Raw genomic sequence first — 24425 nt, forward strand, 5'->3', positions numbered from 1 at the left:
TGAAGTTTGAAATTAATCTAATAAACATAAAAATCCTTAATCGATTACTGCAAAATGTCCTTTATAGGGACGATGAAAGACATTTTGCTGAAATTTCAGAACATGACTTATACTTTCAGTAAAAAATACAGTACAAGAAAAACAGGTGGAGACAAACGAATCGTTCGTCTCCACCTGTTTTATGATAACGACTTATTAAACAGTCTTTTCTACATATTATTGTGAAATAGGTTGGTTTTCTACTTCATTCAAAGGCGTTTCATCACTAGTTGCAGTGCTATTACTTGAATCAGTTTTCTTCACATATTGATAATCTTCACGATTAATTGGAACAAATCCTTCTGGCTTATAAAAACGGAGTAAATCTTTATAGACAATATTGTCAGACATTTGCAGCTCGAGCTTAGCTTTTTCAGCTAATGGTTCACAACCTGCTCCGTCAATAAGCTCACCTGTTTCAGTAGAATAGCATTTCTCATTAATTTGAGAAAATTCAGGTGCGATGAAATCACCATTTCGGAAAGGAATTACTTCCCGATGTTTTTTTGATAATAAATCAGAACCAATTTCTAAATAATCTTTCGTATCTATTCCTAATAAATGTAGTAAAGTTGGGCGAATATCTACTTGTCCACCAAGCTGATGTTGTACTCCACCTTCTACACCTGGTACGTGAATAAACACAGGAACTCTTTGTAGATTTCTCGCATATTCAAATGGTGTAATTTCTTTCCCGATAATATCTCCCATAGCTTCATTATGATTTTCAGAAATTCCATAATGATCCCCGTACATAACAATAACGGTATTATCGTACAGACCAGCTTTCTTAAGATCATTGAAAAATTGTTCTAAAGCTTGGTCCATATAATGGGCTGATTGGAAATATTGGTTTACAACTTTATCATCCGTTTCAGCTGCTGGGAAATCAGTATCTCCGTCATCCATTTTGAATGGGAAGTGATTAGACAATGTAATGAATTTTGTATAAAAAGGCTGTGGCAGGCTCTCTAACAATGGCATTGATTCAGTAAAGAATGGCTTATCCTTCATTCCATAGTTCTTCGTATTTTCTTCGGTCATATCATAATATTCTGCATCGAAAAACTTATCATACCCGATTGAGCGATACATCTCATTACGATTCCAGAATGTTTTATAATTCCCATGGAATGTCGCTGATGTATAGCCATGTGTTTTCAAAATAGCTGGAGCAGCCTGTAAAGTGTTCTGTGCCTTCGTTACAAAAACAGATCCTTGTGACATTGGATATAAAGAATTATCCATGATAAATTCTGCATCCGATGTTTTTCCTTGACCTGTTTGATTAATAATATTGTCAAAATAGAACGTTTTGCCGTCATGCGCTAATGAGTTAAGAAATGGAGTTACTTCCTGCCCATTTAATTGGTAATCAATCATAAACGTTTGCAATGACTCCAGCGAAATGTAGATGACATTCATCCCCTTCGCCTTTGCAAAATATTGCGGATTTGGATCAGCATAATTTGCCTTAATATAGTTTTCTACCTCTGTAATATCGTTTGAATCAGCCATTGCTCTTTGGCTTGCTGATTTCGCATTTTGAATTACATCATATACAGAGAAATTGTAAGTCCCTAAATATTTTACAAGGTAATTTCGATCAAATGAACGAGTTAATAATTCTGGTCTATCTGCTTCTGCTAACCCTAAGTTAAACAAGAAAGTTGCAACAGCAGCTAAAATAACATATTTTGCTGGCTTTCTACTCACAGTTTTTTCAACTTTAAACCATTTTTTCGCTACAAAAAGAATTAAAAGGATTGTGTCAGCAAAGTAAAAAATGTCAAATGGTGACATTAATGACAGTGCACTATCTCCCAACTGTCCTCCATTCGTTTTAGCCTGCATAACGACCGGTACGGTGATAAAGTCATTAAAGAATCGGTAATAAACAATATTCGCATATAAAACGAATGATAAAAGAAAATTCATTATGATGAGAACCGTTGATTGAACACGCCCTTTAAAAAACAACGCAATTCCAAAGAATAGCAATGCTGAACTTAACGGATTAATAAATAAGAGAAATTGTTGAAGTTTATTATCAATTCCAAGACTGAATTCAATTTGGTATGCAGCATACGTTTTTAACCAAAAAAGCAAGACAACTAAAAAGAAGATTCGAAGATTCCCCTTTGTGATTGCCTCTTTAAGATTAAGAAGTTTTTTCATAATTCACACCTCTCAAGTAAGATCAGAAAAACTTAGCATTCGCTAAGTTCACCATCTTTTTTATTTCTGCAAAATAATTATCTGCTCATTAATGTAAAATAATATAGCATAACTAAATACGAATGAAAACATAAATGATCCACAAAAATCTGCTGTATTTCGTGAAATTTCAACATTAATTTTTTCGACGTTGTAAATTATACAAGAAATTATTGTTTTAGTCTAGTCCTTTTCTTTTTAAAACGAAAGTTTAACTTTTCAGCTAATTAAACATTAAACTTTTTCTTTGAAGGATTTACCCAATTAGGTAGGAACGAAACTTTTTTATTTACTTTTCGTCTAAATATGATAAAGGAAGGCGTTGTGTTCTATGCAAAAAATAATCATTTTCCTACTTTGCTGCTTTTTTCTAGCAAGTTGTGCTGCGGGACAAAGTCAGCCTAAATCAAAGAAAAAAGCAGAAATACCTGCTGAATCAATAAGAATAAATGATTATTTTCCAATTGCTAATCGAATTAACTCCTATAAGGGAGAAGGAAATGAATTTGCTACATATGAAGAAGCTTTTTTTGAATATAAGGACAGTTATCTTTCATCTATAGTTGAAAATGGCGGGACACGCACTTTTAAAGTTTATCAAGTAACGAATGAAGGAATCTATCTTGTTTATGAGCAACATGAATATTATGAAGAAGCTCCTTTACCGATAGATGCGATAAAAAGTCAATTCAAGCCTGTTGCTCTTCTAACTGCGCCTCTAAAAGTCGGGAACAAATTTAACAATTGGGAAATTACTGATGTTCATGCGGAATTAAACCTCCCAATAGGCAAATTAAAAAATGTGATCATTACAGAGAAAAGAGACGAAAAATCTCAGACATGGACGAAAAATTATTGGGCACCTGAATATGGATTAGTCAAAACGGAATTTACATCAACAGCTGAGAAAGACCCATTTATCGTTACGTCTGAACTAGAAAAAATCAACTAATTATCTAAAAGGAGGTTCACATGGAGAGGAAATATAATGATTTAATTGGGGAAATTTTACAAGCAAGCGGTGAAAAAGATAATGTTAACTATAAGGGAAAAGGGAAACCGCTTTCTAAAGAATATTTAGAAATGGATACTCATCAACACTTTCAAAGAATTGCAAAGGAGGCGGGCTATCTTCCCCCTTGGCTCACATTACAAAAAGAAATTTCAAAGCTAGTTCATTCTTGTAAAACAGAAAAGGATATTGAAGTGATTAATGAAAAAATTCAAAAACATAATACTATTTGTCCTCCCTCAATGCAAAAATATAGGATAAGTTTAAATAATCTAGAAAACGCTAAAAAAATTTGGTAAAAGCAGTATAATGGGATTGACCAACTTTTAGAGGAGAGATTTTTTGTGAATTCTATTAATACAAAGGAAACGATTCAATTAATTGCAAAGCTCGTATCCATCCCAAGTCCCTCAGGAAATACATATGAGGTCATTTCTTATGTAGAAAATTATTTGAAAGAATTGAATGTAGAGACAATGAGGAATCGTAAAGGCGGATTAATTGCAACACTTCCTGGTAAAGATACGAACAAACATCGTATGCTAACAGCACATGTTGACACACTTGGAGCAATTGTAAAAGAAATTAAACCAAGTGGTAGACTAAAACTTGACTTAATCGGAGGGTTTAAATATAACTCGATCGAAGGCGAATACTGTGAAATTGAAACCTCATCAGGGAAAAAAATAACAGGTACGATTTTAATGCATCAAACTTCTGTTCACGTTTATAAAGATGCAGGTAAAGCCGAAAGAAATCAAGAAAATATGGAAGTACGGCTTGATGAAGTCGTCCATAATGCTGAGGAGGTACGTGCATTAGGAATTGAAGTAGGCGACTTTGTCTCTTTTGACCCACGAGTTCAAATCACTTCTTCAGGTTATATTAAATCACGACATCTTGATGATAAGGCAAGTGTTGCGATTCTCCTTCAATTGATTCAGCAACTGCGAGCAGAAAAAATCGAGCTACCTTATACAACCCATTTCCTTATTTCTAACAATGAAGAGATCGGCTACGGTGGAAATTCGAATATTACACCTGAAACTGTTGAGTATTTAGCAGTTGATATGGGAGCAATGGGTGATGGTCAAGCAACTGATGAATACACTGTATCCATTTGTGTCAAGGATGCGAGTGGACCATATCATTATGAATTAAGAAAAAAACTTGTTCAACTTGCAAAAGACAATGATATTCGTTATAAACTCGATATTTATCCTTTCTATGGTTCAGATGCTTCGGCAGCCATTCGGGCAGGACATGATATTGTTCACGGGCTGATTGGACCTGGTATCGATTCATCACATGCTTTTGAAAGAACACATGAATCATCAATCGAAAATACAGCAAAATTGCTATATCATTACGTTCAATCCAAAATGGTCCTTTAAGATTTCATCAATGTAAAAGGGGGTTCGCGAAGAGAAAAATGAAATTTTGACTCTTCAGAAGCCCCTTTGTCCAAGCTATTTCCACACTCGTTTATTCTCAATTCTAGTTGTAAAACCTTCCGCATCTAACCGTTCCAAAAATGGAATCATATATTTTCGTGAAAGATCAAGAATTTCTTTCGCAGCACCCACTTCAAACTCTGAACCAGTTCCAGATTTGAGATTTTTAACTGCCTCCTTGAAATGATCAGCATGCCAATAATATTGATCATCAAGTGGCATAATTTCACCTTGCTCTACTAAAAAACGTGTTAAATCAAACACTAAATCTTTCGGAATACCTGCAGTCGTTACATAATCATTGAAATAATTTACTTTATATCCATCCTTTCTCAAGCTATCTAGCATGCCTTCTGTCCTTTTTTGCCAGTTTTTTGGAATATGCGAATTGAATTCATACAGCCTCACAAATTGCTCCTTCATTTTAAATATCTTCGTCGCAATTCCTTCATCCAAAACATAATCAAGCAATCTTTTTGGATATATAAGTTGCATCGAGTGGAAAAGCTCTGCTTTATTCTTCCCTAGTTTCATTGGATTTGCATTGTGAAAGTCTTTCAAGCGGTCAAAGATCTCCTCTAATATCAATTCCTTCAAAGCAACAAGTGTATATTCTTTTCCATTGTATTGTAGAAATTCCACCTCTTTTAAACAGCTCAGCACTTCCTCTTCAATGAGAGATGTTCTCTTAATAAGTTCATTCAATGTTAAGCTTTTTGATTCAGATAAAGCTGCCATTATTCTTTCTTTTGGCGTCCCTTCTTTTTTCTTTTCAAGCTCCTCAACGGTTTTGTGGCCAAAACGATACTTTTCACCACGTGGATCAATTACCCAGCCTCCACCTATCGTTTCCTGTGGGCTCGGTCTACGCAAAATAAACTTATCACCACGCTTGACCACAACTTCAGATTCTAAACGGATCTGGCAAAGAATCTCTTCACTTTCTTCCTTTAATTCATTTCGGTCAAAAAATACAATTCGACCCATTACTTCTGACGTGCCAATATGACATTTAATTGGCATCCTTTGCTTCACAATATATTCTAAATCTGCAATAACTCGCAATGCGACATCAAGTGTACGAGTGACCGTAAAGTGCTCGGACGATACTAGAACATCTCCACGTTCTATTTCTTCCTTTGCTATTCCAGATAAATTAATGGCTGTTCGTTGTCCAGCAAATGCTATATGTGCCTGATTATGATGAACTTGTAATTGCCTTGCACGTGTTTCTAATCGTTTAGGCATAATCATCAACCCTTGACCTTCTTCAACAGATCCCTCATATACTGTTCCTCGAACGACCGTCCCTTGACCTTTTATTGTAAAGACTTGATCAATTGGAAGCCTAAACGCTCCACGTACATCTCTCGTCTTTTGATCTTTTAATGTGTGAGTAATTAATTCTTTCAGTTCATCTATTCCTTTTCGTGATAAGCTATCAACTAAAATGAACGGAGCTTGTTCAAAAACTGTGCCATTTAATTCTTCGAAAATATCATCTTTAACAAGATCGATAAACTCTTCATCAACGCGATCGATTTTTGTGATAGCGACAATACCGCTCTTAATACCTAACAGCCCTAATATATGTAAATGTTCTCTCGTCTGAGGCATAACCCCTTCATCTGCTGCAACGACGAGTACAACCAAATCTATACCAGCAACACCTGCGATCATCTGTCTAATAAAGCGTTCATGACCAGGAACGTCAATAACTGATATTTGCATTTCATCATCTTCATATAAAGGAGCAAAACCAAGTTCAATTGAAATTTGCCGTTCCTTTTCTTCTTTAAGTCTATCCGTATCAACATTTGTCAATGCTTTTGTTAAAGTTGTTTTTCCATGATCAATATGTCCAGCCATTCCAATTGTAAAAAATCTTTTCATCAATGCTGCCACCTACTTCTGGTTTTTAAATAAAAATGGAAGCAAAAGCAAACTGAACATAACAATCGCTGCCATTTCCAAAGTTAATATATAATAAGGATATGGTCCAAAATAATCTAATAATGAACCGTTTGTCGGTTTATATGCTAGAAACATATAATTTCCACCTAATAGGTTATTCATCAAAAATGCTACTCCTGCACAAACATTTAAAAACAAAAATGAAAAAAGTAAGCCTTTCCATGTTGGTTTATATTGATGAACAAATACAAAATATAAACAAATGAAAACGATAAGTATATGTGTAATAAAAAATTGAAAAAAGCGAAAATGTGGGAATCCTTCAAATAATTCCGGTGTAATGATAGCCATTGTTGCACCGATTACCCCAATAAAGTAGACAAGTTGAAAAATCATTCGTGACTTAGAAAGCAATAAAATTAGACATAAAATAAGACTAATGGAACAAAGCTGGAGTGGCAAAGTAAAGGATAGATCCCAATAACCATCCTTATATAACCATATATGATACATTCCTTCTAAACAAAATAAGAGAAGAAATAATATGATTCTTACTACTGTATCATGTTTACGAAAAAATGGTTGTTTATAATAAAGAATGAATAAAGCCACGATAAAAATGATGATCATAATCCAATGAGAATAGGAAAAAGGGACGAAAGAGAAATTATCATATTCATCGCCCCAAAATATGTTCATTCATCAACCACCCTTTTTTCATTAATCTTTCAACATGAGCTCATATTGATGAAACTCAAGTTTTTTTGTGGACTCAAGCTCAATAATTGTTGGTTGTTCAAGGACTATTTTACTTTTAAATAATGGTCCATCATATACGAATGTATGGTATTCTCCTGATTCCCCCATCGGACACATCTCTATCTTCCTGACATCATTCATGAAAGCCATATCGATAGTCTTCCCGAGCCATGTCTCGTCAAGAACATCTTCTCGAACTTTAATGACTTTTGCTTTATATCCAGAGTTTATAAAAACTTCTAATGCTTTCAAACTATTTTCTTGTTTTGTCCAAAGTGGATAAATTGCTTCAAGATCTACTTGTTTAGCAAGTTCCTCTCCCCATTTCCGATGCCCATCTAAATACAAATCACCAAAAGCGATGCCTTCTAACTTATAAATTTCTTTCAATTTAGTTAAAATGTTAATGAACATGCTCGTATAGCTTTCATATGTACATGAAATAAGCTCTATAGGGATGCCTAATGCGTCGCTTTGGAGTTTAACCATCTCGATTTTTTCGCTATGACCGAACGTTCTGCCTATTTCTTGTGGAACTGTTGTCACAAGACAAACGACATCTACCTCCTGATTCGTTAATACATCAAGAGCTAAGCAGCCATCCTTCCCACCGCTCCATGATAAGGCGACTCTTTTTCTCATCCTTTTCATCCTTCTTCATTATGATAAAAACAGAAATTCCGTTTTACTACCAGTCTGTGTTGCTGTGACTTCAAGTCTTGCCTCAATTCTCTCTTTAAGTTCAGGAACATGCGAAATAATTCCTACTAATCTGCCACTGCTTTGAATATCCATCAACGCCTCTATTGCTTGATCAAGTGATTCGGGATCTAATGTGCCAAATCCTTCATCAATGAACATTGTTTCTAATGAAACACCACCAGCATATTCTTGAACAACATCTGAAAGCCCTAGTGCAAGTGCCAATGCAGCTTTAAAGCTTTCACCACCGGATAGAGTTTTCACATGCCTCTCTTGTCCAGTATATTGATCATACACAAGCAGTTCTAGTCCACTTTGTACATTTCCTTTAGACCTTTCTGTCTTCCGTAATAATTCAAATCGACTACTCGTCATTTTTCGCAATCTAACATTGGCTTCTCTCAAAATATCATCAAGAAATGCAGCAAGAACAAATCGCTCATACGTAATTCTAAGTGGGTTTTGTCCCTTCGTAATATCATATAATTCACCAACAATTTTATAACGCTCTTCCATCACCTTTAACTTTTCATTTATCATCATTATTTTATTCTTAATTTCTTCGTTATCTCGCATTTTAATATATAGGTTTGTGTATTCATCCTGTAAACAATTAATATGATTGTCTATATCCTTAAACAAATTCATAAGTTTTTCAATATCAGGTTTTTCAACATTCATTAAAATCGTATTTAATTCTTCATAACGATCATTTACTGATCGGACTTCTTCTCGATAATTTCTTAATAATTTTTCCATTGAATGGATCTTTTCTTCTGTTCGCTTAGCCTCATTATATTGACTATATCCATCAAAACCTTGGTCATGCATTCTTTGTATAAAAGCTGATTTTTCTAACCGTAGCTTATCATTCAATTTTTCTACTTGCTTTTCAATTAGTTCACATTTTGCTGCTGAAGAAAGATAATTTCCTTTTGTGTCTTGGTAGTTTTTTTGGGCGATTTCTAATTTTTTTACTAATTGTTTATGATAGTTGATTGCTTGTTGCATTCGCGCCTCATAGGCAGATACCAATCGGAGCTCTTCTGGGATGTTTTCTATTATCCTCTTTAAATTCGTTTTCTTCTCAGTAAAAAGTATCGTCAACTCATTAATATCATCAACTATTTTCATGAGTAAATGTTCATTTTCAGTTTTCGCTTTTTCCGCCGCTTCTTGCTCCTGCATGAAAGTAAAGCGCTTTTCCTGTTTTATCACTAATTCTCTTTGTTTATCTGCAAGCTGAGTTCTTTCTAACATAATTGAATTTCTTATTAACGTTAAATTTTCATCATGAAAATGATCATATTCCTTTTGAAGCAATTGGAACTGTTCTTCTACTGCTTCATGAAGTGAACGAGCAGTTGACTGAGATTCGAAGTAAGCAGACTGTGCTGCAGTTTTGTCCTTTTCTATTTGAGCAAGTTGTTGTTTTGCTGCTCTTACATCTTCCTCATTAGGCATATGATCTATCGTAGAAGCCGGCATCGGGTGATGCTCTGAACCACAGACAGGGCAAGCCTCTCCATTACGAAGCTGATGAGCCAATATACTTGCCTGACCATGAAACCATTTTTGTTCTAGATGCTCGACTAAATTTTTTGTGTCTGCTAATCTTGCTGAAAACTGTTGTAGGATTTTTTGTCTTTCTTCCAGTTGAACCAATGCTTTTTCTTTACGGTCACGTTGATTAACATATTTATTTATTCGGTCAATATTTGTTTCTAGTTTCTCTAGTTTATGTGTATTCTCAATAATGTATAGCTGCTCTTCTTCTAATCTTTCCTTCTCTTTCATTAATTCCTTTAATTTAGCTTCTGTTCCTTGTATGAATTCCTCCAGCTGGCTTTTTTGCCTTTTTTTCATATGGATCCTTTTTTCAAGATCATCCACCTCATTCTGAACAATTGAAAGCGAGTGTATGTCTGTTTTCATATTTTGCAAACGACTTACTTCATCGCTGGCATTCCTTCTTTCATCTTCACAATTCATTTCATTTTCTAGGATAGCTTCATGTTCAGATAAAAGCTCAATAAGAGTTGACACCTTTATTCGTAATGAAACCAACTCTTCATTAGCTCCATCCAATTCTCGTTTTAAATGATGACAAAGCTCCTCTTGTTGTGCGAGCAAAGCTGCTTTTTGAGCAAGTTTTATTTGCTTTTCAGTTTGCAAAAAATCGTCTTTCTCTGTTTCAAGCTCTGTTTTTCGTTTTTCCAGCTCGTCCAAAAGCGTTAATTGCTTTACAATTGCCTCAGCTTCATATACCTTTTGCTGAAGTGTATCTCGCTCATCCTTTTTATCCTTCAATTTATTAGAAAGACTTGATAATTCCCCATTCATTGCAAGAACTTCTGCTTCTAAAAGCGATATAATAGTATTGTCATTTACATGACCAGCTTCCAAATTATTTTTTAACTCATCATTAAATAAAGCATGGATTCGTCTAATCTCATCATGACGTTTCTCTACCTGTTTTTCGACAGACTTCTTTAACTCACCTGAGTCTTCTTTAAGCTTTTCCTCAATTCGTTTAAAAATTTCAGTATGGAATAGACGTTGGAGAATAATTTCTTTGTCCTTGCTTTCTGATGTAAGTAGCTTCCTAAATTCACCTTGTGGAATCATTAAAATTTGTCTGAATTGATTGCTGTCAATGATCATAATCTCTTTAATTTTTTCATCAACATCTCGTACGTTTGCAGCAAGCAGCTGTTTATTTTCCATATCATCAATGATGTAAAGCTCCGCCTTCGCATGAATTGTACGAAAACCAGTTCCACGTTCCTTTCGCTTTTCCTGCTGCGGGGCTCTCGTAATAAAATATGTTTTATTTCTTATCGAGAATAGAAGAGATATTTCTGTAATCGTTTCATCTTTCGCAAACTGGCTTCTAAGATCAGAGCCCGTTCGGTCTTCACCGCTCGCTTTCCCATAAATGGCATAGCTGATTCCATCAAAGATTGTTGTTTTTCCTGAACCTGTTTTACCAGAAATGACAAACATAGTTCGATTCCCGAGTAAAGTAAAGTCGATTTCTTCTTTTTCAGCATATGGCCCGAATGCTTGCAGCGTTAATTTTAAAGGCCTCATTTCATTAGTTCCTCCTTCAGAGCTTTTTCGATCACCTCGGTCATCACCGTTTTTTTCTCAAACGTAAACTCTGACGATGTCATTTCCTCATAAAATTCTTTAAAAAGCTCAAGCTCAGACTTTTTATCAACTTTTGAAGATGAAAATGATTGCTTCTTTCTTGAATCAATCATTGTTTGCTTTCGTTCAAGATGCAGAACATTCGGATAGATTTGGCGAAGTTTATTAATAGGGTCAATTAATGCTCCCTCATCATGAAGAATAATTTTCAAATAATCATTTACAGCTTGTTTTTCATAAAAGCTTCTGTCCATTAGTTCATCCAGATAGCCTTCGATCTCTCGCATATCTTTTTTTGGCGTTATCATCCGATAGCGTAACTCAAATTGACCGTTATCCTTCATTTCAATTATCGAAATTGATTTTTTCTGTCTTGCTTCAGAGAATGAATATTTTAATAGAGAGCCTGAATAGCGCACTTTATTATGATTAATTGCGTCTGGACTATGCAAATGACCAAGAGCGGTATAAGAAAATGGTGCAAATAGTTCTGCATTTACACATTCTGAACCACCTACTGACAAAGTCCGCTCTGATTCACTCGTTTTTCCGCCAAGAACGAAGGCATGTCCAACAAGAACATTTGGCTCATTCGGATTTATATTTTGTTCAATTTTCCCAATAATTGCTTTCATTGCATCATTGTGAGTGATAATAGAGGCGTCATTTAATAATTGTCGAACAACTCCTGGCTCTGCATAGGGGACAAGGAAAAAATTCACGCCTTTTATATGTACAGGTTCACAGCTTGAACCCATTTTTCCTGATAAAAAAAATTGGCTATGCTTGTACCATGAGCTACCAAAGGACAAACGTTCCGCACTGTCATGATTGCCGCCAATGGCTATAATCGGTGTTTTTAACCCAATATTAATTTTGTAGAAAACTTCATTCAATAATTCAATGGCATCAGTTGGAGGGACTGAACGATCATATAAATCACCAGCAATCACTACTGCATCAGGCTTTTCCTCCGCAACAAGCTCAACAAATTCGTTTAAGAAATGACGTTGATCATCGGTCATATATATACCATGAACGAGTTTGCCTAAATGCCAGTCCGCCGTATGGATAAATTTCATCTAATTCTCCCTCTTTTCTTCTTACTCAATGATTTTTCGATATTATTATTATAGCAAATCTGAATCGTACAAGAGGTAAATAAGAAATAACTTCGTATTCGCAATCATCTTTCAATCGATTAGACTTCAAAATAGCAAAAAAACAGCCCGCCATTTGGCTGAGCTGTTTGAAGTTATATCTTATTCAAATTATAGTTTGTTTACGTTAGCTGCTTGAGGTCCACGAGCTCCTTCAACAACTTCGAAAGAAACTTCTTGACCTTCTTCTAAAGTTTTGAAACCTTCAGTTTGAATTGCGGAGTAATGTACGAATACATCGTTTCCGTCTTCTCCTTCAATAAATCCGAAGCCTTTTTCTGCGTTAAACCATTTAACTTTACCGTTTTTCATGAAAAAAAATCCTCCTATTGGCTAAAAATAAGCCCGTGTTAATTCACCATCAACATCGTTTATAACTTTACTTAACATTACTCATCCAAACAAAATATTCTTTGGAGAAAACAGCTTGCAAAAATATAATACGGTGCATAACGGCTTTATTAAATTTAGCATTTATAGGGATAAAAGTCAACAAATACAGCATTTAATGAGCATTTCGGGCTAGCGCTTTAAATGGTCAGGTAAGCTTTGAATAGAATTAACAACAACATCGAGCTTAGCCTCAATTCTGTGTAATAGAAACAGTGTAACAATAACAGGAAATCCGACTTCACTCATTAATGTCATGAATTCTTCCATTACAAAAACTCCTTCCATCATTATTTGTGAAAAGGGACGAGTCACGATTGTGAAACGTCCCTTCCTTTATTATAAAATTTCGTACTCTGTTACATTGCGTTCAATTGCTCTCACGCCTTTAACAGCAACAAGTGTACCATTGCTGCTTTGGAAAATATTCGCTGCAATGATTTGTTCCATAGCAAGCTTAACATCATTTGGTTCAATTGGTTCCTTTGGATTGTCAATAGAAATACGTGATTGCTTTCCTAAATCTGTTAAAAACGTCAATTCTAATAATTTCTCCATTTCATTCACCTCCTATCTGTTTGAATTGCTCCCATTAGCCGACAATATCAGAGCTGTCATTTCTTACGATAGCTGATAGAGGATCATGACAAAGACTCGCAACCGCTTGTGCAAACTGAAGAAGCTGTTCAGCTGTAGCTTCCTTCTTTATATTTCCGTAAGTTTTCGTTTTGTAAATTGGCTCGCCTTTTTCATTCATCCCCGTTTCAAAACGAAGGCGCAATTTCGTATCTAACAAAAGAACTTCTGCCATTTGTCCCACCTCCTCTCACCTTTTATATAGAAATGAATCGTGAATAAGGACATGGTTAAATAAACAAATTTTATTGCTAGAAAATTTTTTTTATTTTTTAGTTAATGAGAACAAGCATTTTTCCTTTAAAGCAAATAAACTATTAAAAATTGGAGGTGAATGATATGGATTTCATTGAATATTTAAACCAAAACTATTTGCTGCTCGTACCAGCGCTTTGGATACTTGGCTTTGCTATAAAACAAACACCTTTTATTCCTGACTGGCTTATTATTTGGATCATCTTACTTGTTTCCATCGTTTTTGGGACGATTGCATTCGGCTTTTCCTTTGAGGGACTCATTAACGGGGTTGTAGCAGCAGGTGTAGCCGTATTAGGTCATCAAATGCTTAAACAAACATTAAATGGAAACGACACAAAAAGTAAGATAAATAATCCTTAAAAGTACTAGCTCCTTGCTAGTACTTTTATTCATGTATAAAAAAATCGCTCATCGTATCATCACGATGAGCGACGCTGTGTAGTATACAAGACCTTAGGAGGAGATCTTCAATAATATCATATGTATCTATTTGAAATTCGACTGGACAACCTTCTCCGCCATTTCATTATTTTTATAAAAAACTTTGACTTGTTAATAAAAATAGAGTAAATTCATAATATGGTATATTCAAATAATCAAATATACAATTATACTAAATTAAAGAAGGGTTCAGTGTGCTGCAACATAATAAATGGTTTTTTACAGGAAGATATAAAGGCTATTCACTCCATCATTTTCACAAAGATCTTATGTCAGGAATTATTGTCGGAATTATCGCCATTCCATTAGGAATGGCATTTGCCATTGCCTCTGGCGTAAAACCAGAATATGGAATTTACACAACCATCATTGCCGGTATATTAATAGCTCTATTTGGAGGTTCAAAATACCAAATTGGCGGTCCAACTGGCGCATTTATCCCAATATTATTCGGGATTGTTATGACATACGGGTATGATAACCTCCTCATTGCAGGATTTTTGGCAGGATTCATACTATTATTGATGGGTGTATTCCGACTCGGCTTCCTCATTAAATTTATTCCAAGACCTGTTACAATTGGCTTCACATCTGGAATTGCCATCATTATCTTTACCGGTCAAATTGCGAATTTCTTTGGTTTACAAAATGTGAAAAACCAAGAATATTTTCATGAAAACATCATTGAAATTATTACTTATTTTCATACGATTAATTTGTACAGTGTTTTGACAGCTGTAATATGTTTAATCACAATTATTTTTACCCCTCGGCTTTTTCCAAAAATACCTGGTCCATTAATTGGGTTGCTCTTATCAACTTTAGTTGCGAGCTTTTTATATCCTAATCAAGTTGCGACAATCAGTTCCACATTCGGTGAAATTCCAAGCTCCTTGCCAAAGTTTGAAATTCCGCATATTACTTTTGAAAAAATCACTCAGCTTATTCATCCTGCATTTGTTATTGCCATTCTTGGGGCAATCGAATCTCTATTATCAGCTGTTGTTGCAGATGGAATGACAAATAAGCAACACCACAGTAATCGGGAGCTTGTCGGACAAGGGGTAGCCAACATGATCACACCGCTATTTGGCGGAATTCCAGCAACTGGTGCCATTGCAAGAACAGCTACAAATATTAAAAATGGGGCTGTTTCTCCACTCTCAGGTGTAATTCATGGTATCATTGTTTTATTAATACTCGTTTTGTTTGCACCCTTCGCTTCTAGTATTCCTTTAGCCAGCATGGCGCCAATCCTAATGATCGTAGCTTGGAATATGAGTGAACGACATGTTTTTTATCATGTATTAAAAACAAAAACAGGGGATTCTTTCGTTCTTATCATTACTTTTCTACTAACTGTATTTGTAAACTTAACTGTAGCTGTCGAAGTTGGGCTACTTTTGGCTGTTGCGTTATTTACGAAACGAATGAGCGATCAGATGGTGATTGAAAAAGCATTACCTATTCTGCAAGATAAACATGAAAAGATACAGTCACATATTGTTTCTGATACCCATGATTGTCCACAAATCAGCATATACAATGTTGAGGGGCCATTATTTTTTGGGGCGGCTCAAACGTTTGCTCAATCAGTCATGAATACGATTGAATATAAACCAAAGGTTTTAATCTTAAGAATGGGAAAAGTACCTTATATAGATACAACAGGTGAAGCCTCTTTATCAAGTATCATAAAAGATTTTCAAAAGCATGGAATTGTTCTAATATCAGGAATTAGACCACAACCTAGAATCATTTTACATAAAACTGGTTTATATGATCTGATTAAGAAAGAACACTTCTTTGAGCATACTGAGGAAGCAATCATATATGCACTTCCCTATCTAAACAGGGAAAAATGTATTCGGTGTAAGCATAATGCATTTAAAGAATGTTTAAATTTGTCACAGGCTAAGAACCCTCTCGAAGAAAAGCATTATATTTAAATATGAATGTTTATGAACAGCGTTAATTTGTAAGAAAAGAGGTTAGAAAAAAATGAACCTTGAAATGCAAAAATTTAAAGCAGATTTTTTTAAAGCACTTGCCCATCCTTTAAGAATAAAAATATTAGAATTACTTGCAGACGGTGAGAAAAATGTGAACGAGATTCAAAGTCTTGTCGGCAGTGAAGGTTCTGCTGTTTCCCAACAGTTAACGGTTTTACGGGCAAAAAATATAGTAACTGGCACTAAAGATGGGAATAGAGTTATCTATTCATTGAGGGATCCACTAATTATTGAATTACTCCAAGTTGCAAAACAGATCTTTAATAATCATCTTGTTGATACAATTACCATTCTCGATCGATTTAGTGAAAATGAAAATAGTGATAATGAATGAGGAAGCAATATAGCATAGCATTACACAATATGGTTATTGATAATCTCAAAATAGTGCTGGCATCTGATACGTAAGTATACGGTGCTAGCACTTTTTTTGCTTATTTACTTATTAGCAAGAATAATTCGACTTTGATTGCTTAACACTATCTACGAATCTTCCCGATAGAATTTTCCCCCAATTTCTTGTACAATAGAATTTATGTTTAGTGGCTCGAAATAAATATGCCATTTATGTGGGAGGAATTATGAATGAGTCAGCAATTAGCAAAGGAATCTATCCAGCAGAGCATTGGTGCTGAAAAAATTTGGACGAGAGATTTTATCTTAATTGTCATGTCCAATTTTTTTGTGTTTCTTGGATTTCAAATGACTTTACCGACAATTCCGCTATTTGTTGAAGAACTTGGTGGGAATGATCAATTAATTGGTATGGTTGTTGGGATATTTACATTTTCTGCCCTGCTTCTTCGTCCGTTTGCTGGTCATGCTCTAGAGTCAAAAGGCAGAGGATTTGTTTACTTAATTGGACTAGCCATATTTGTTGTATCAGTTGGTTCTTTCGGTTTTGTAAAAAGTTTAGCCATCCTTTTTTTAATTAGAATTATTCAAGGAGTTGGCTGGGGCTTTTCGACAACAGCTTCAGGAACTATTGCCACTGACCTAATCCCTGCAAAAAAGCGTGGAGAAGGAATGGGTTATTACGGTCTTTCAGGAAACTTAGCATTGGCATTAGGCCCTACATTAGGACTAGCTTTAGCTGGAGTCATCTCTTTTCATTATTTATTTCTAATATGTGGAGTACTCGGGTTAGTAGCCTTTTTATTATCTTCAAAAATTCGTTATAAAAAAGTGGAACCAAAAGCTGTGCCAGTTAAAAAATGGGATGTTTATGAAAAAAGTGCTTTGCCACCTTCGATGCTATTATTCTTTCTTACTGTTACGTTCGGTGGAATTGCATCCTTTCTACCACTTTATTCAGCTCAAAAAGGGATAACTGGCATACAATGGTATTTTCTGCTTTATGCACTTGCATTATTGCTATCACGCACCTTTGCAGGAAAAATTTATGACAGAAAAGGACATCAAGCAGTCTTTATTCCAGGCGCTTTGTTAATTTTGATCGCGATGGTCTTACTTGCTTGGTTACCAAATACACTCGTTTTGTTGGCAGCAGCCATTCTTTATGGACTTGGTTTCGGTACTGTTCAGCCTGCACTACAGGCATGGTCTGTTAAGGATTGTCCTCCACATAGACGTGGAATGGCCAATGCAACCTTTTTTTCCTTCTTTGACCTTGGTGTAGGAATTGGTGCTATGGCATTTGGGCAAATAGCCCATTTACTTGGCTATAGCAGCATATATTTCTGTTCTGCCATCTCAGTTCTTATCTCAATCATTCTCTATTTAGGAATTTTAACTAAAAACAGAGCAAAAAATAGCTTAACTTAAAAGGAATCTTTTATTGGTTCCTTTTTTTTGTTCGGTTAATCATTTTGATCAATAAATTTCTTCTTATGTGCTAAGATTTCTTCCTTTAGCAAATGTAGCTGTAATATTTGCTCTTCTATTTCCTCAAGTTTTCGATCAGCAAATTCGATAATTCGGATTTTTTCTACTTCTCCTTCTGGATTAGCTTCATATAAATCGACCATTTCTTTAATTTCTTGTAGACTAAAGCCTAATTTTTTTCCTCGAAGAATTAATTTTAATCTTCTACGCTCATGGTTCGTATAACAACGCTGCTTTGTTAGACTATCTCGATTCTCTGAAGCAAGCAAACCAACCTCTTCATAATAGCGAATTGTTCTTGAGCTAATATCAAACATTGAAGCTAATTCACTTATTGTAAACAGACGCTCTATAAACATAAAAATGCCCCCTAGTTGACGTTAACGTACACTTACAGTTATAATAATTCTGAATATTTGTATTTGTCAATTAAAAATAAAGGGGTGTAAAAATGGTACACGTTTCGCAAAACAATCTTAACATAGGAACAAATCATTATACTTTCAATGATTTTGTAGCAAAACGTGAAAGTTTAGACTGGTATAAGGACGATCCTTTTTTACAAAAAGTTGTGAAGCATTATACTGGGAGTGATTTTCCCAAAATACATGAAAATTTACTTGTTTTCTCCCCCACTGTTTCAACGAAATGGAATCGATTAGTTCAGAAAATTGCACGTCCTGAAGTTCAGCCATCCATGCTTCATTTCGATGCATTCAACAATCGGATTGATCGAATTGTTAGGCCGTATGAGGTGCATATGCTTGAGGAAGAAGTTTTTGGACTTGGGCTGTTTTCTAACAAAGTAAACTCGTGGGAAAGCTTTATTAAACGAATGCTCATACATCAATTAGGTGAAGCTGGTGTCACCTGCCCTCTTACTTGTACACATGGACTTATCGCGCTGCTAGAGCAATATCCTGACTCTTCAATTCCAGAACTTGAGGAAATATTAATACACACGAAGGAAGGATTAGGGGGCCAATTCGCTATTGGAGCCCAGTTTATGTCTGAGATTCAAGGAGGCTCTGATTTACCTGCGAATGTTTTAGAAGCCATTCCAGATGGTAAATATTTTCGGTTGTATGGGAATAAGTTCTTCTGTTCGGCTGCTCATGCAGATTACGCTGTCGTCACGGCCAAAATAGTTGGTTCAAATAAGGTCTCAACCTTTATCGTTCCAGCTTGGCTTCCAGGAAATAAAGAAAAAGAAATTCGTAATCAATATGAAATTAATCGAATCAAATGGAAAATGGGTACATCCGAGCTACCAACTGCAGAAATTAAATATGATGGAGCTGTTGCATATCCAATCGCACCTGCTAATAAAGGAGTAGCAGTCGCTGTCGGGATTGTCCTTACATTATCAAGATTAGAAATCGGTATCGCTTGTGCTGGGTTTATGCTTCGTGCTTCAAGAGAAGCGAATCTTTATGCAAATTTCCGGTCTGTTTTTGGAAAAAAAGTAAATGAATACCCTCTTTCAGCCTATAAACTAAAACAAATTGAGCATGCTTCACAGCGCACAACCGCTGCTGCATTTAAAATTTATCAATTATTTTTAAAGCTTGATCAACCATTAAATCCTGGCATACCATCTGAGCAGCCAATCGCAATGAGAAAACAATTATTCAATTTAAGGGAATTAATTTTATTGCAAAAAATTTGTACGACGAATGAAGGAGCCATCATACTTCGTGAAGCAATTTCCATATTTGGTGGTCATGGCGTGATGGAAGAGTTTTCATCCTTGCCACGAATTTTTCGAGATGTTGTCGTCAATGAACAATGGGAAGGACCACGAAACCTTCTTTTAACTCAGATCTATCGAGATCTTCAAAGAGTAACAGAATGGTATTCACCAGCTGAGTTTGTTGCAAATATTCTTGATCATTGTTCTGCAGACAAAATTAAACAATTTTCGTTACAGCTTGAAGAATTATTACAAAAACCCTTACTCGGAGAAGTAAATGACGCTTCCATGGATGCAGCACTTGAATGGGATACATTTTGCAGCGAGCTCTTTAAGGCATACCAAGATGTTGCGTTAGCAGAAATCAATAGGCAAATTTAACAAAGCCTTACTTTCAGAAAACTAGGCGTTCACCAAGTCCTTTCGGCGAACGCCCATTTATTTGAAATTAATTTTACTTATGTTAATATCCTTAAACTTTCCTTCAAACTAAAAAACCCTTTCACAAATGAAAGGATTCTCGTTTTGTTATTCATAAAAAAATTACATAATATTTTTCTTATCATTCGGATCCTCAAGCTGTAATTGCTGTTCAAGCTCAAGCCTTAATTTTTGAGTTTCGAGTAAATAGTTTTCATGTTTTAACTTTTCAAGCTCTAATTCTCCCTGAATCATTTTATGCTTCAGCTTTGTTTGCTTCTGAAAATGGTCTGTAATGATGGCAATGATTGGAATGGCAAAAACCAAAACTACAGCAATTGTGCCAGTTGACATAGCACCAACCTCCATTGTTTTATTGTAGCATATCCCTTTATAGTTAAATAATAACAAAATCGTTCATCATAAGTACAACATTTTGAGTAATAATCTAATTTTTATGACAAAGACTCTTATTTGACAAGATAAAATATTCATGGTATTTTTATCTCGAATTAAAGATATTTTTATTAAAGATAATTATCACAAATAACTGGAGGAATGAAAATGAACCATTTAAAAGGAATTCACCATGTAACAGCTATTACGAGCAGCGCCGAAAAAAATTATGATTTTTTCACTTATGTTTTAGGAATGCGGCTCGTTAAGAAAACCGTTAATCAAGATGACATTCGAACCTATCATTTATTTTTTGCAGATGATAAAGGAAATCCAGGAACAGATATGACTTTCTTCGACTTTCCTGGTATTCCGAAGGGGGTACATGGGACAAACGAAATTTCAAAAACATCTTTCCGCGTACCAACTGATGCTGCATTAAATTATTGGCTAAAACGTTTTGAACGATTAAATGTAAAACATACAGGAATTAAAGAGCAATTTGGCAAAGAGACACTATCATTCGTCGATTTCGATGACCAACAATACCAATTAATTTCTGACGAGAATAATCACGGTGTTGCTTCTGGTACCCCATGGCAAAAGGGGCCCATTCCTCTCGAATATGCCATTACTGGGTTAGGTCCTGTCTTCGTTCGTATTGCTAATTTTATTTCTTTCAAAGAAGTTATGGAAAAAGTATTGCTTTTTAAGGAAATTGAAACTGAAGGTGCTTTTCACTTATTCGAGGTTGGAGAAGGGGGAAATGGAGCACAAGTCATTGTTGAAGATAACCCAACCCTTCCACTAGCACAACAAGGTTATGGCACTGTACATCATGCGGCTTTCCGTGTAGAGGACCGCTCTGTTTTAGAAGAGTGGGATGAAAGAATTCGGGGCTTTAACATCCCGACTTCAGGATTTGTTGATCGTTTCTTTTTCGGTTCATTGTATTCACGAGTTGCTCCACAAATATTATTTGAATATGCTACAGATGGCCCTGGATTTATGGGAGATGAGCCATACGAAACACTCGGAGAAAAACTATCTCTTCCACCATTTTTAGAAGGTAAACGTGAACAAATAGAAAAGTTAGTAAGACCAATTGATACAGTGAGAAGCACGAAGGAATTAATAAAAGAATAGTAAATAACATATTGCCTGATCCCCACTTTTTCATTGATTACGAAGTTGGGCTCAGGCAGATGTTATTCAAGGATTTATCTCATTCACTATTGCTTTTGTATGCTCACCTATATTAGGAGGTGGTGTCATTTTGGATAAGTGAAGATCACTGTGCATTTTAACTTGATAGTCTCCCCAAGGTGAAAAAAATATTAACTCCTTCTCTTTAAAATAATGGTTTTCGCTAAGTTCCCCAACTTCCAGCACTGGTGTCAAACAACAATCAACATTTTGGGAAAATCTGATCCATTCATAAAAGTCTTTACTTTTAAAAAGTTGAGTTACCTCTTGAAAAACGATGTTCGTGATATCCGTTTTGGAAAAATGTGCTTCAAGCCAGTCTAAACGTCCATGAGCTCGACAAAAATTCTGCCAAAATTTTGGCTCCAACGCGCCTAAGCTCATATAACGCTGATCCTTTGTTTCATATAGGGCATATGAGATTATACTTCCATTTAATAACGAAATGCCGTTTCCATCACCCGTTTCTTTTTCAACCATAATATGATTTCCTAATAATGAAACCATTTGGTCTGTAATTGAAATCGAATGATAACTGCCCTTTCCAGTCAAAAGCTTACATACGAGTCCTGCTAGAATTCGCTCATTTGCTGCAAATCCACCTAAATAATCTGCTAATGTTATGGAAGGATGAGCAGGTTTCCCTTGATTGTCTTTAAATTGAGCGAGAACGCCACTTAAAGCCAAATAATTAATATCATGGCTTCCCAGCTTACTTAATGCCCCATATTGCCCATAGCCCGAAATTGAACAATATACGATTTCAGGCTTTACCTTCTTTACCGCACTATAATTTAAACCTAGTTTCTCCATAACGCCTGGTCGAAAGCTCTCAATGACAATATCAGCTTTTGAAATTAGTTTTACAGCCACTTTATGATCATTTTCGTCTTTTAAATTCAGAGACACACTTTTTTTCGTCCTATTATTAGCTAGAAACACGAGTCCTGAAGTACCATTTTGCTTATCCGCACGTCTTGAAGGGTCTCCTTCAGGAGGTTCAATTTTAATAATTTCTGCTCCCATTTCCGCTAAACGTAAAGTTGCAAATGGACCGGGAAGATAGTTTGTAAAATCAATAACTTTTACACCAGTTAGCATGTATTTATCCCTTTCTTACGAATGATCCCTTTTTGATGAAGATGTTTGCGCAAATATATCTTCTAATTGCTGACGAAGAACAAATTTCTGAATTTTTCCGCTTGCATTGCGTGGCAATGCTTCAAGGAATACATACTTTCGTGGTCGTTTGTAATTAGCGAGCTTTTTACTATTTTTACAATACTCGTCTAGCTCTTGTTCTGTTACTTTTGCATCCTTTTTTACGACAAATGCAGTGACCATTTCACCCCAATGATTATCAGGCTCACCAACAATTGCTACATCTAAGACATGTGGATGACCATGCAAAACATCTTCAATTTCCCTTGGATAAATGTTTTCTCCCCCACTAATGATCATGTCATCAACTCGATCATTTACCCATAGATAGCCATCCACATCTAAATAGCCAATATCTCCTGAATGATACCATCCTTTATACATGGCATTTTCTGTCGCAGCTTGACGTCCATAATACCCTTTCATCATACATGGTCCTTGAACAATAATTTCCCCTGTTTCACCTGCAGATACAACATCATCCGGATCAGATGGTCCATCCTCCCTTGTACGGACAATCCTAATATCATGGTTTAAACAAGGCTGTCCTACTGATCCAGCTTTTGTTAATTGATCCTCCTCATTTAAAAAGGTGATAGCTGGACCCATTTCCGTCATTCCATACGCTTGAACTAAGGAAATACCAAGGCGATCATGGCAAGTAATCACAAGTGATGGAGCCATTGGAGCCGCCCCATATAAACCAAGTTTTAAACTTGATAGATTGTACTTACTTAAATCTTCCTGAAGAAGCATATTCCACATCGTCGGGGCTGCGAAAAATTTTGTTATTTTTTCTTTTTCGATTAGTTCAAGCACCTTTTTTGGATTAAATTGATGAAGGATAATATTCGTGCCACCAATATGAACACGAGGAAGAAATGCACAATGAAGCTCAGCACAATGGAACATAGGTGCTGTGACGAGACCAATATCTGAAAACTCCAGCTTCGTAGCACTAATTACGATTAAGCTTTGCTCTATAATATTACGGTGTGTATGAAGCACCCCTTTAGGTCTTCCAGTTGTGCCACTCGTATACATGATTGCATAGAAATCATTTTCATTTAATTCAATCGCAATCTCTTTATTGCTCGCTCCTTCGACTAACAGCTTATAGCTTTTTGCATATGCTGGGGTTTCTGCATCAATAAACAGGAAAGTAATATGGTCAAAACGATTTTCAACAGCGGTTATGACTGGTTCTAATGCTTTTTCAAAAAGTACGACTTTCGGATTTGCATCTTGAAATATATAACTGACCTCTTCAGACATTAAGCGATAATTAATTGGATTAAAAACAGCTCCGATCTTTGCACAAGCAAAAAAAGCAGTTGCCAATTCTTCCGTATTATAAAGAAAAGTCGAAACACGATCTCCCTTTTTAACTCCTTCATTTAATAAGACATTTGCCAATCGATTTACTTGTAAGCTCCATTCTTTATAAGTAAATCGCATATCTTTCCTTGCATCATAAATGGCTGCTTTATTTGGATACTTATTCACTGTAAGATCGAAGATTTTTCCGATAGTCATACTGCTCATATTATCGCCCCC

General features: G+C 35.5%; 23 protein-coding genes. 9 read left to right on the plus strand and 14 right to left on the minus strand.

Features of this window, described 5'->3' with window-relative positions; genetic code table 11:
* Positions 1–216: 216 nt before the first annotated feature.
* The gene (gene ltaS / locus KDN24_RS13320) at positions 217–2217 is read right to left on the minus strand and encodes a lipoteichoic acid synthase (RefSeq protein WP_491348040.1); all 2001 of its coding nucleotides are present in this window, start codon (positions 2215–2217) and stop codon (positions 217–219) included.
* 370 nt (positions 2218–2587) lie between these two features.
* On the opposite strand from ltaS, the gene KDN24_RS13325 reads away from it, so the two are divergent.
* From KDN24_RS13325 to KDN24_RS13335, 3 genes are read left to right on the plus strand one after another with little or no spacing between them, the layout of a single operon-like run.
* Positions 2588–3208, plus strand: a complete 621-nt coding sequence (locus KDN24_RS13325; protein ID WP_409973777.1) for a hypothetical protein — start codon at positions 2588–2590, stop codon at positions 3206–3208.
* A gap of 20 nt (positions 3209–3228) precedes the next feature.
* The gene (locus KDN24_RS13330) at positions 3229–3567 is read left to right on the plus strand and encodes a DnaJ family domain-containing protein (protein WP_409973776.1); all 339 of its coding nucleotides are present in this window, start codon (positions 3229–3231) and stop codon (positions 3565–3567) included.
* A 45-nt stretch (positions 3568–3612) separates the two neighbouring features.
* The gene (locus KDN24_RS13335; protein ID WP_525931246.1) at positions 3613–4662 is read left to right on the plus strand and encodes a M42 family metallopeptidase; all 1050 of its coding nucleotides are present in this window, start codon (positions 3613–3615) and stop codon (positions 4660–4662) included.
* 75 nt (positions 4663–4737) lie between these two features.
* Here the strand turns inward: KDN24_RS13335 and selB are convergent, their stop codons facing one another.
* The 9 genes from selB to KDN24_RS13380 form a co-directional block, all read right to left on the minus strand.
* A complete protein-coding gene (gene selB, locus KDN24_RS13340; RefSeq protein ID WP_409973775.1) occupies positions 4738–6615 on the minus strand; it encodes a selenocysteine-specific translation elongation factor in 1878 nt (625 codons plus the stop codon).
* 12 nt (positions 6616–6627) lie between these two features.
* Positions 6628–7335 carry a YwaF family protein gene (locus tag KDN24_RS13345; RefSeq protein WP_409973774.1) on the minus strand — a complete coding sequence of 236 codons (708 nt, stop codon included), beginning with the start codon at positions 7333–7335 and terminating at the stop codon, positions 6628–6630.
* Positions 7336–7356: 21 nt separating this feature from the next.
* Positions 7357–8037 carry a Dph6-related ATP pyrophosphatase gene (locus KDN24_RS13350; protein WP_409973773.1) on the minus strand — a complete coding sequence of 227 codons (681 nt, stop codon included), beginning with the start codon at positions 8035–8037 and terminating at the stop codon, positions 7357–7359.
* Between the two features lie 18 nt (positions 8038–8055).
* On the minus strand, positions 8056–11190 hold the full coding sequence (locus KDN24_RS13355) for an AAA family ATPase (protein ID WP_409973772.1): 3135 nt from the start codon (positions 11188–11190) through the stop codon (positions 8056–8058).
* A complete protein-coding gene (locus KDN24_RS13360) occupies positions 11187–12332 on the minus strand; it encodes an exonuclease SbcCD subunit D (RefSeq protein WP_409973771.1) in 1146 nt (381 codons plus the stop codon). The genes KDN24_RS13355 and KDN24_RS13360 overlap by 4 nt, the downstream gene beginning before the upstream one ends.
* Positions 12333–12521: 189 nt before the next feature.
* A complete protein-coding gene (locus tag KDN24_RS13365; RefSeq protein WP_066288596.1) occupies positions 12522–12722 on the minus strand; it encodes a cold-shock protein in 201 nt (66 codons plus the stop codon).
* Positions 12723–12932: 210 nt separating this feature from the next.
* Positions 12933–13070 carry a YvrJ family protein gene (locus KDN24_RS13370; protein WP_409973770.1) on the minus strand — a complete coding sequence of 46 codons (138 nt, stop codon included), beginning with the start codon at positions 13068–13070 and terminating at the stop codon, positions 12933–12935.
* Between the two features lie 69 nt (positions 13071–13139).
* On the minus strand, positions 13140–13358 hold the full coding sequence (locus KDN24_RS13375; protein ID WP_409973769.1) for a DUF2922 domain-containing protein: 219 nt from the start codon (positions 13356–13358) through the stop codon (positions 13140–13142).
* A 34-nt stretch (positions 13359–13392) separates the two neighbouring features.
* Complete coding sequence (locus tag KDN24_RS13380; RefSeq protein ID WP_409973768.1) at positions 13393–13611, minus strand: DUF1659 domain-containing protein; 219 nt, start codon at positions 13609–13611, stop codon at positions 13393–13395.
* Positions 13612–13775: 164 nt separating this feature from the next.
* Here KDN24_RS13380 and KDN24_RS13385 point away from each other — a divergent pair, with 164 nt between their 5' ends.
* The 4 genes from KDN24_RS13385 to KDN24_RS13400 all read left to right on the plus strand — a co-directional run bounded on the left by KDN24_RS13385 (position 13776) and on the right by KDN24_RS13400 (position 17932).
* Positions 13776–14054, plus strand: a complete 279-nt coding sequence (locus KDN24_RS13385) for a phage holin family protein (RefSeq protein WP_409973767.1) — start codon at positions 13776–13778, stop codon at positions 14052–14054.
* Between the two features lie 350 nt (positions 14055–14404).
* Positions 14405–16084, plus strand: coding sequence for a SulP family inorganic anion transporter (locus tag KDN24_RS13390; protein ID WP_491348485.1), 1680 nt, complete (start codon positions 14405–14407; stop codon positions 16082–16084).
* 52 nt (positions 16085–16136) lie between these two features.
* Positions 16137–16481 (plus strand): ArsR/SmtB family transcription factor, encoded by a 345-nt coding sequence (locus KDN24_RS13395; RefSeq protein WP_409973765.1) that lies wholly within the window; start codon positions 16137–16139, stop codon positions 16479–16481.
* A 251-nt stretch (positions 16482–16732) separates the two neighbouring features.
* Complete coding sequence (locus tag KDN24_RS13400; RefSeq protein WP_409973764.1) at positions 16733–17932, plus strand: MFS transporter; 1200 nt, start codon at positions 16733–16735, stop codon at positions 17930–17932.
* Positions 17933–17967: 35 nt separating this feature from the next.
* Here KDN24_RS13400 and KDN24_RS13405 read toward each other — a convergent pair whose 3' ends face one another.
* Entirely contained in the window at positions 17968–18351 is a 384-nt protein-coding gene (locus tag KDN24_RS13405) for a MerR family DNA-binding protein (RefSeq protein ID WP_409973763.1), read from the minus strand.
* 92 nt (positions 18352–18443) lie between these two features.
* On the opposite strand from KDN24_RS13405, the gene KDN24_RS13410 reads away from it, so the two are divergent.
* On the plus strand, positions 18444–20066 hold the full coding sequence (locus KDN24_RS13410) for an acyl-CoA dehydrogenase family protein (RefSeq protein WP_491348041.1): 1623 nt from the start codon (positions 18444–18446) through the stop codon (positions 20064–20066).
* A gap of 162 nt (positions 20067–20228) precedes the next feature.
* Here KDN24_RS13410 and KDN24_RS13415 read toward each other — a convergent pair whose 3' ends face one another.
* Entirely contained in the window at positions 20229–20459 is a 231-nt protein-coding gene (locus tag KDN24_RS13415; protein WP_409973761.1) for a hypothetical protein, read from the minus strand.
* 210 nt (positions 20460–20669) lie between these two features.
* On the opposite strand from KDN24_RS13415, the gene KDN24_RS13420 reads away from it, so the two are divergent.
* The gene (locus KDN24_RS13420; protein ID WP_409973760.1) at positions 20670–21647 is read left to right on the plus strand and encodes a ring-cleaving dioxygenase; all 978 of its coding nucleotides are present in this window, start codon (positions 20670–20672) and stop codon (positions 21645–21647) included.
* Between the two features lie 66 nt (positions 21648–21713).
* Here KDN24_RS13420 and KDN24_RS13425 read toward each other — a convergent pair whose 3' ends face one another.
* Both KDN24_RS13425 and KDN24_RS13430 read right to left on the minus strand, forming a co-directional pair.
* The gene (locus KDN24_RS13425) at positions 21714–22808 is read right to left on the minus strand and encodes a CaiB/BaiF CoA transferase family protein (protein WP_409973759.1); all 1095 of its coding nucleotides are present in this window, start codon (positions 22806–22808) and stop codon (positions 21714–21716) included.
* A 15-nt stretch (positions 22809–22823) separates the two neighbouring features.
* Positions 22824–24413 (minus strand): fatty acid--CoA ligase, encoded by a 1590-nt coding sequence (locus tag KDN24_RS13430; protein ID WP_409973758.1) that lies wholly within the window; start codon positions 24411–24413, stop codon positions 22824–22826.
* Positions 24414–24425: the final 12 nt, after the last annotated feature.

This window comes from Cytobacillus sp. Bva_UNVM-123 (assembly GCF_046351715.2).
Lineage (GTDB): Bacteria > Bacillota > Bacilli > Bacillales > Cytobacillaceae > Cytobacillus.

Bases quoted from the DNA above. Each gene is read 5' to 3' on its own strand.
- ltaS (WP_491348040.1), bottom strand. From the start codon at position 2,217: ATGAAAAAACTTCTTAATCTTAAAGAGGCAATCACAAAGGGGAATCTT.
- KDN24_RS13325 (WP_409973777.1), top strand. From the start codon at position 2,588: ATGCAAAAAATAATCATTTTCCTACTTTGCTGCTTTTTTCTAGCAAGT.
- KDN24_RS13330 (WP_409973776.1), top strand. From the start codon at position 3,229: ATGGAGAGGAAATATAATGATTTAATTGGGGAAATTTTACAAGCAAGC.
- selB (WP_409973775.1), bottom strand. From the start codon at position 6,615: ATGAAAAGATTTTTTACAATTGGAATGGCTGGACATATTGATCATGGA.
- KDN24_RS13345 (WP_409973774.1), bottom strand. From the start codon at position 7,335: ATGAACATATTTTGGGGCGATGAATATGATAATTTCTCTTTCGTCCCT.
- KDN24_RS13350 (WP_409973773.1), bottom strand. From the start codon at position 8,037: ATGAGAAAAAGAGTCGCCTTATCATGGAGCGGTGGGAAGGATGGCTGC.
- KDN24_RS13355 (WP_409973772.1), bottom strand. From the start codon at position 11,190: ATGAGGCCTTTAAAATTAACGCTGCAAGCATTCGGGCCATATGCTGAA.
- KDN24_RS13360 (WP_409973771.1), bottom strand. From the start codon at position 12,332: ATGAAATTTATCCATACGGCGGACTGGCATTTAGGCAAACTCGTTCAT.
- KDN24_RS13365 (WP_066288596.1), bottom strand. From the start codon at position 12,722: ATGAAAAACGGTAAAGTTAAATGGTTTAACGCAGAAAAAGGCTTCGGA.
- KDN24_RS13370 (WP_409973770.1), bottom strand. From the start codon at position 13,070: ATGGAAGAATTCATGACATTAATGAGTGAAGTCGGATTTCCTGTTATT.
- KDN24_RS13375 (WP_409973769.1), bottom strand. From the start codon at position 13,358: ATGGAGAAATTATTAGAATTGACGTTTTTAACAGATTTAGGAAAGCAA.
- KDN24_RS13380 (WP_409973768.1), bottom strand. From the start codon at position 13,611: ATGGCAGAAGTTCTTTTGTTAGATACGAAATTGCGCCTTCGTTTTGAA.
- KDN24_RS13385 (WP_409973767.1), top strand. From the start codon at position 13,776: ATGGATTTCATTGAATATTTAAACCAAAACTATTTGCTGCTCGTACCA.
- KDN24_RS13390 (WP_491348485.1), top strand. From the start codon at position 14,405: ATGTCAGGAATTATTGTCGGAATTATCGCCATTCCATTAGGAATGGCA.
- KDN24_RS13395 (WP_409973765.1), top strand. From the start codon at position 16,137: ATGAACCTTGAAATGCAAAAATTTAAAGCAGATTTTTTTAAAGCACTT.
- KDN24_RS13400 (WP_409973764.1), top strand. From the start codon at position 16,733: ATGAGTCAGCAATTAGCAAAGGAATCTATCCAGCAGAGCATTGGTGCT.
- KDN24_RS13405 (WP_409973763.1), bottom strand. From the start codon at position 18,351: ATGTTTATAGAGCGTCTGTTTACAATAAGTGAATTAGCTTCAATGTTT.
- KDN24_RS13410 (WP_491348041.1), top strand. From the start codon at position 18,444: ATGGTACACGTTTCGCAAAACAATCTTAACATAGGAACAAATCATTAT.
- KDN24_RS13415 (WP_409973761.1), bottom strand. From the start codon at position 20,459: ATGTCAACTGGCACAATTGCTGTAGTTTTGGTTTTTGCCATTCCAATC.
- KDN24_RS13420 (WP_409973760.1), top strand. From the start codon at position 20,670: ATGAACCATTTAAAAGGAATTCACCATGTAACAGCTATTACGAGCAGC.
- KDN24_RS13425 (WP_409973759.1), bottom strand. From the start codon at position 22,808: ATGCTAACTGGTGTAAAAGTTATTGATTTTACAAACTATCTTCCCGGT.
- KDN24_RS13430 (WP_409973758.1), bottom strand. From the start codon at position 24,413: ATGAGCAGTATGACTATCGGAAAAATCTTCGATCTTACAGTGAATAAG.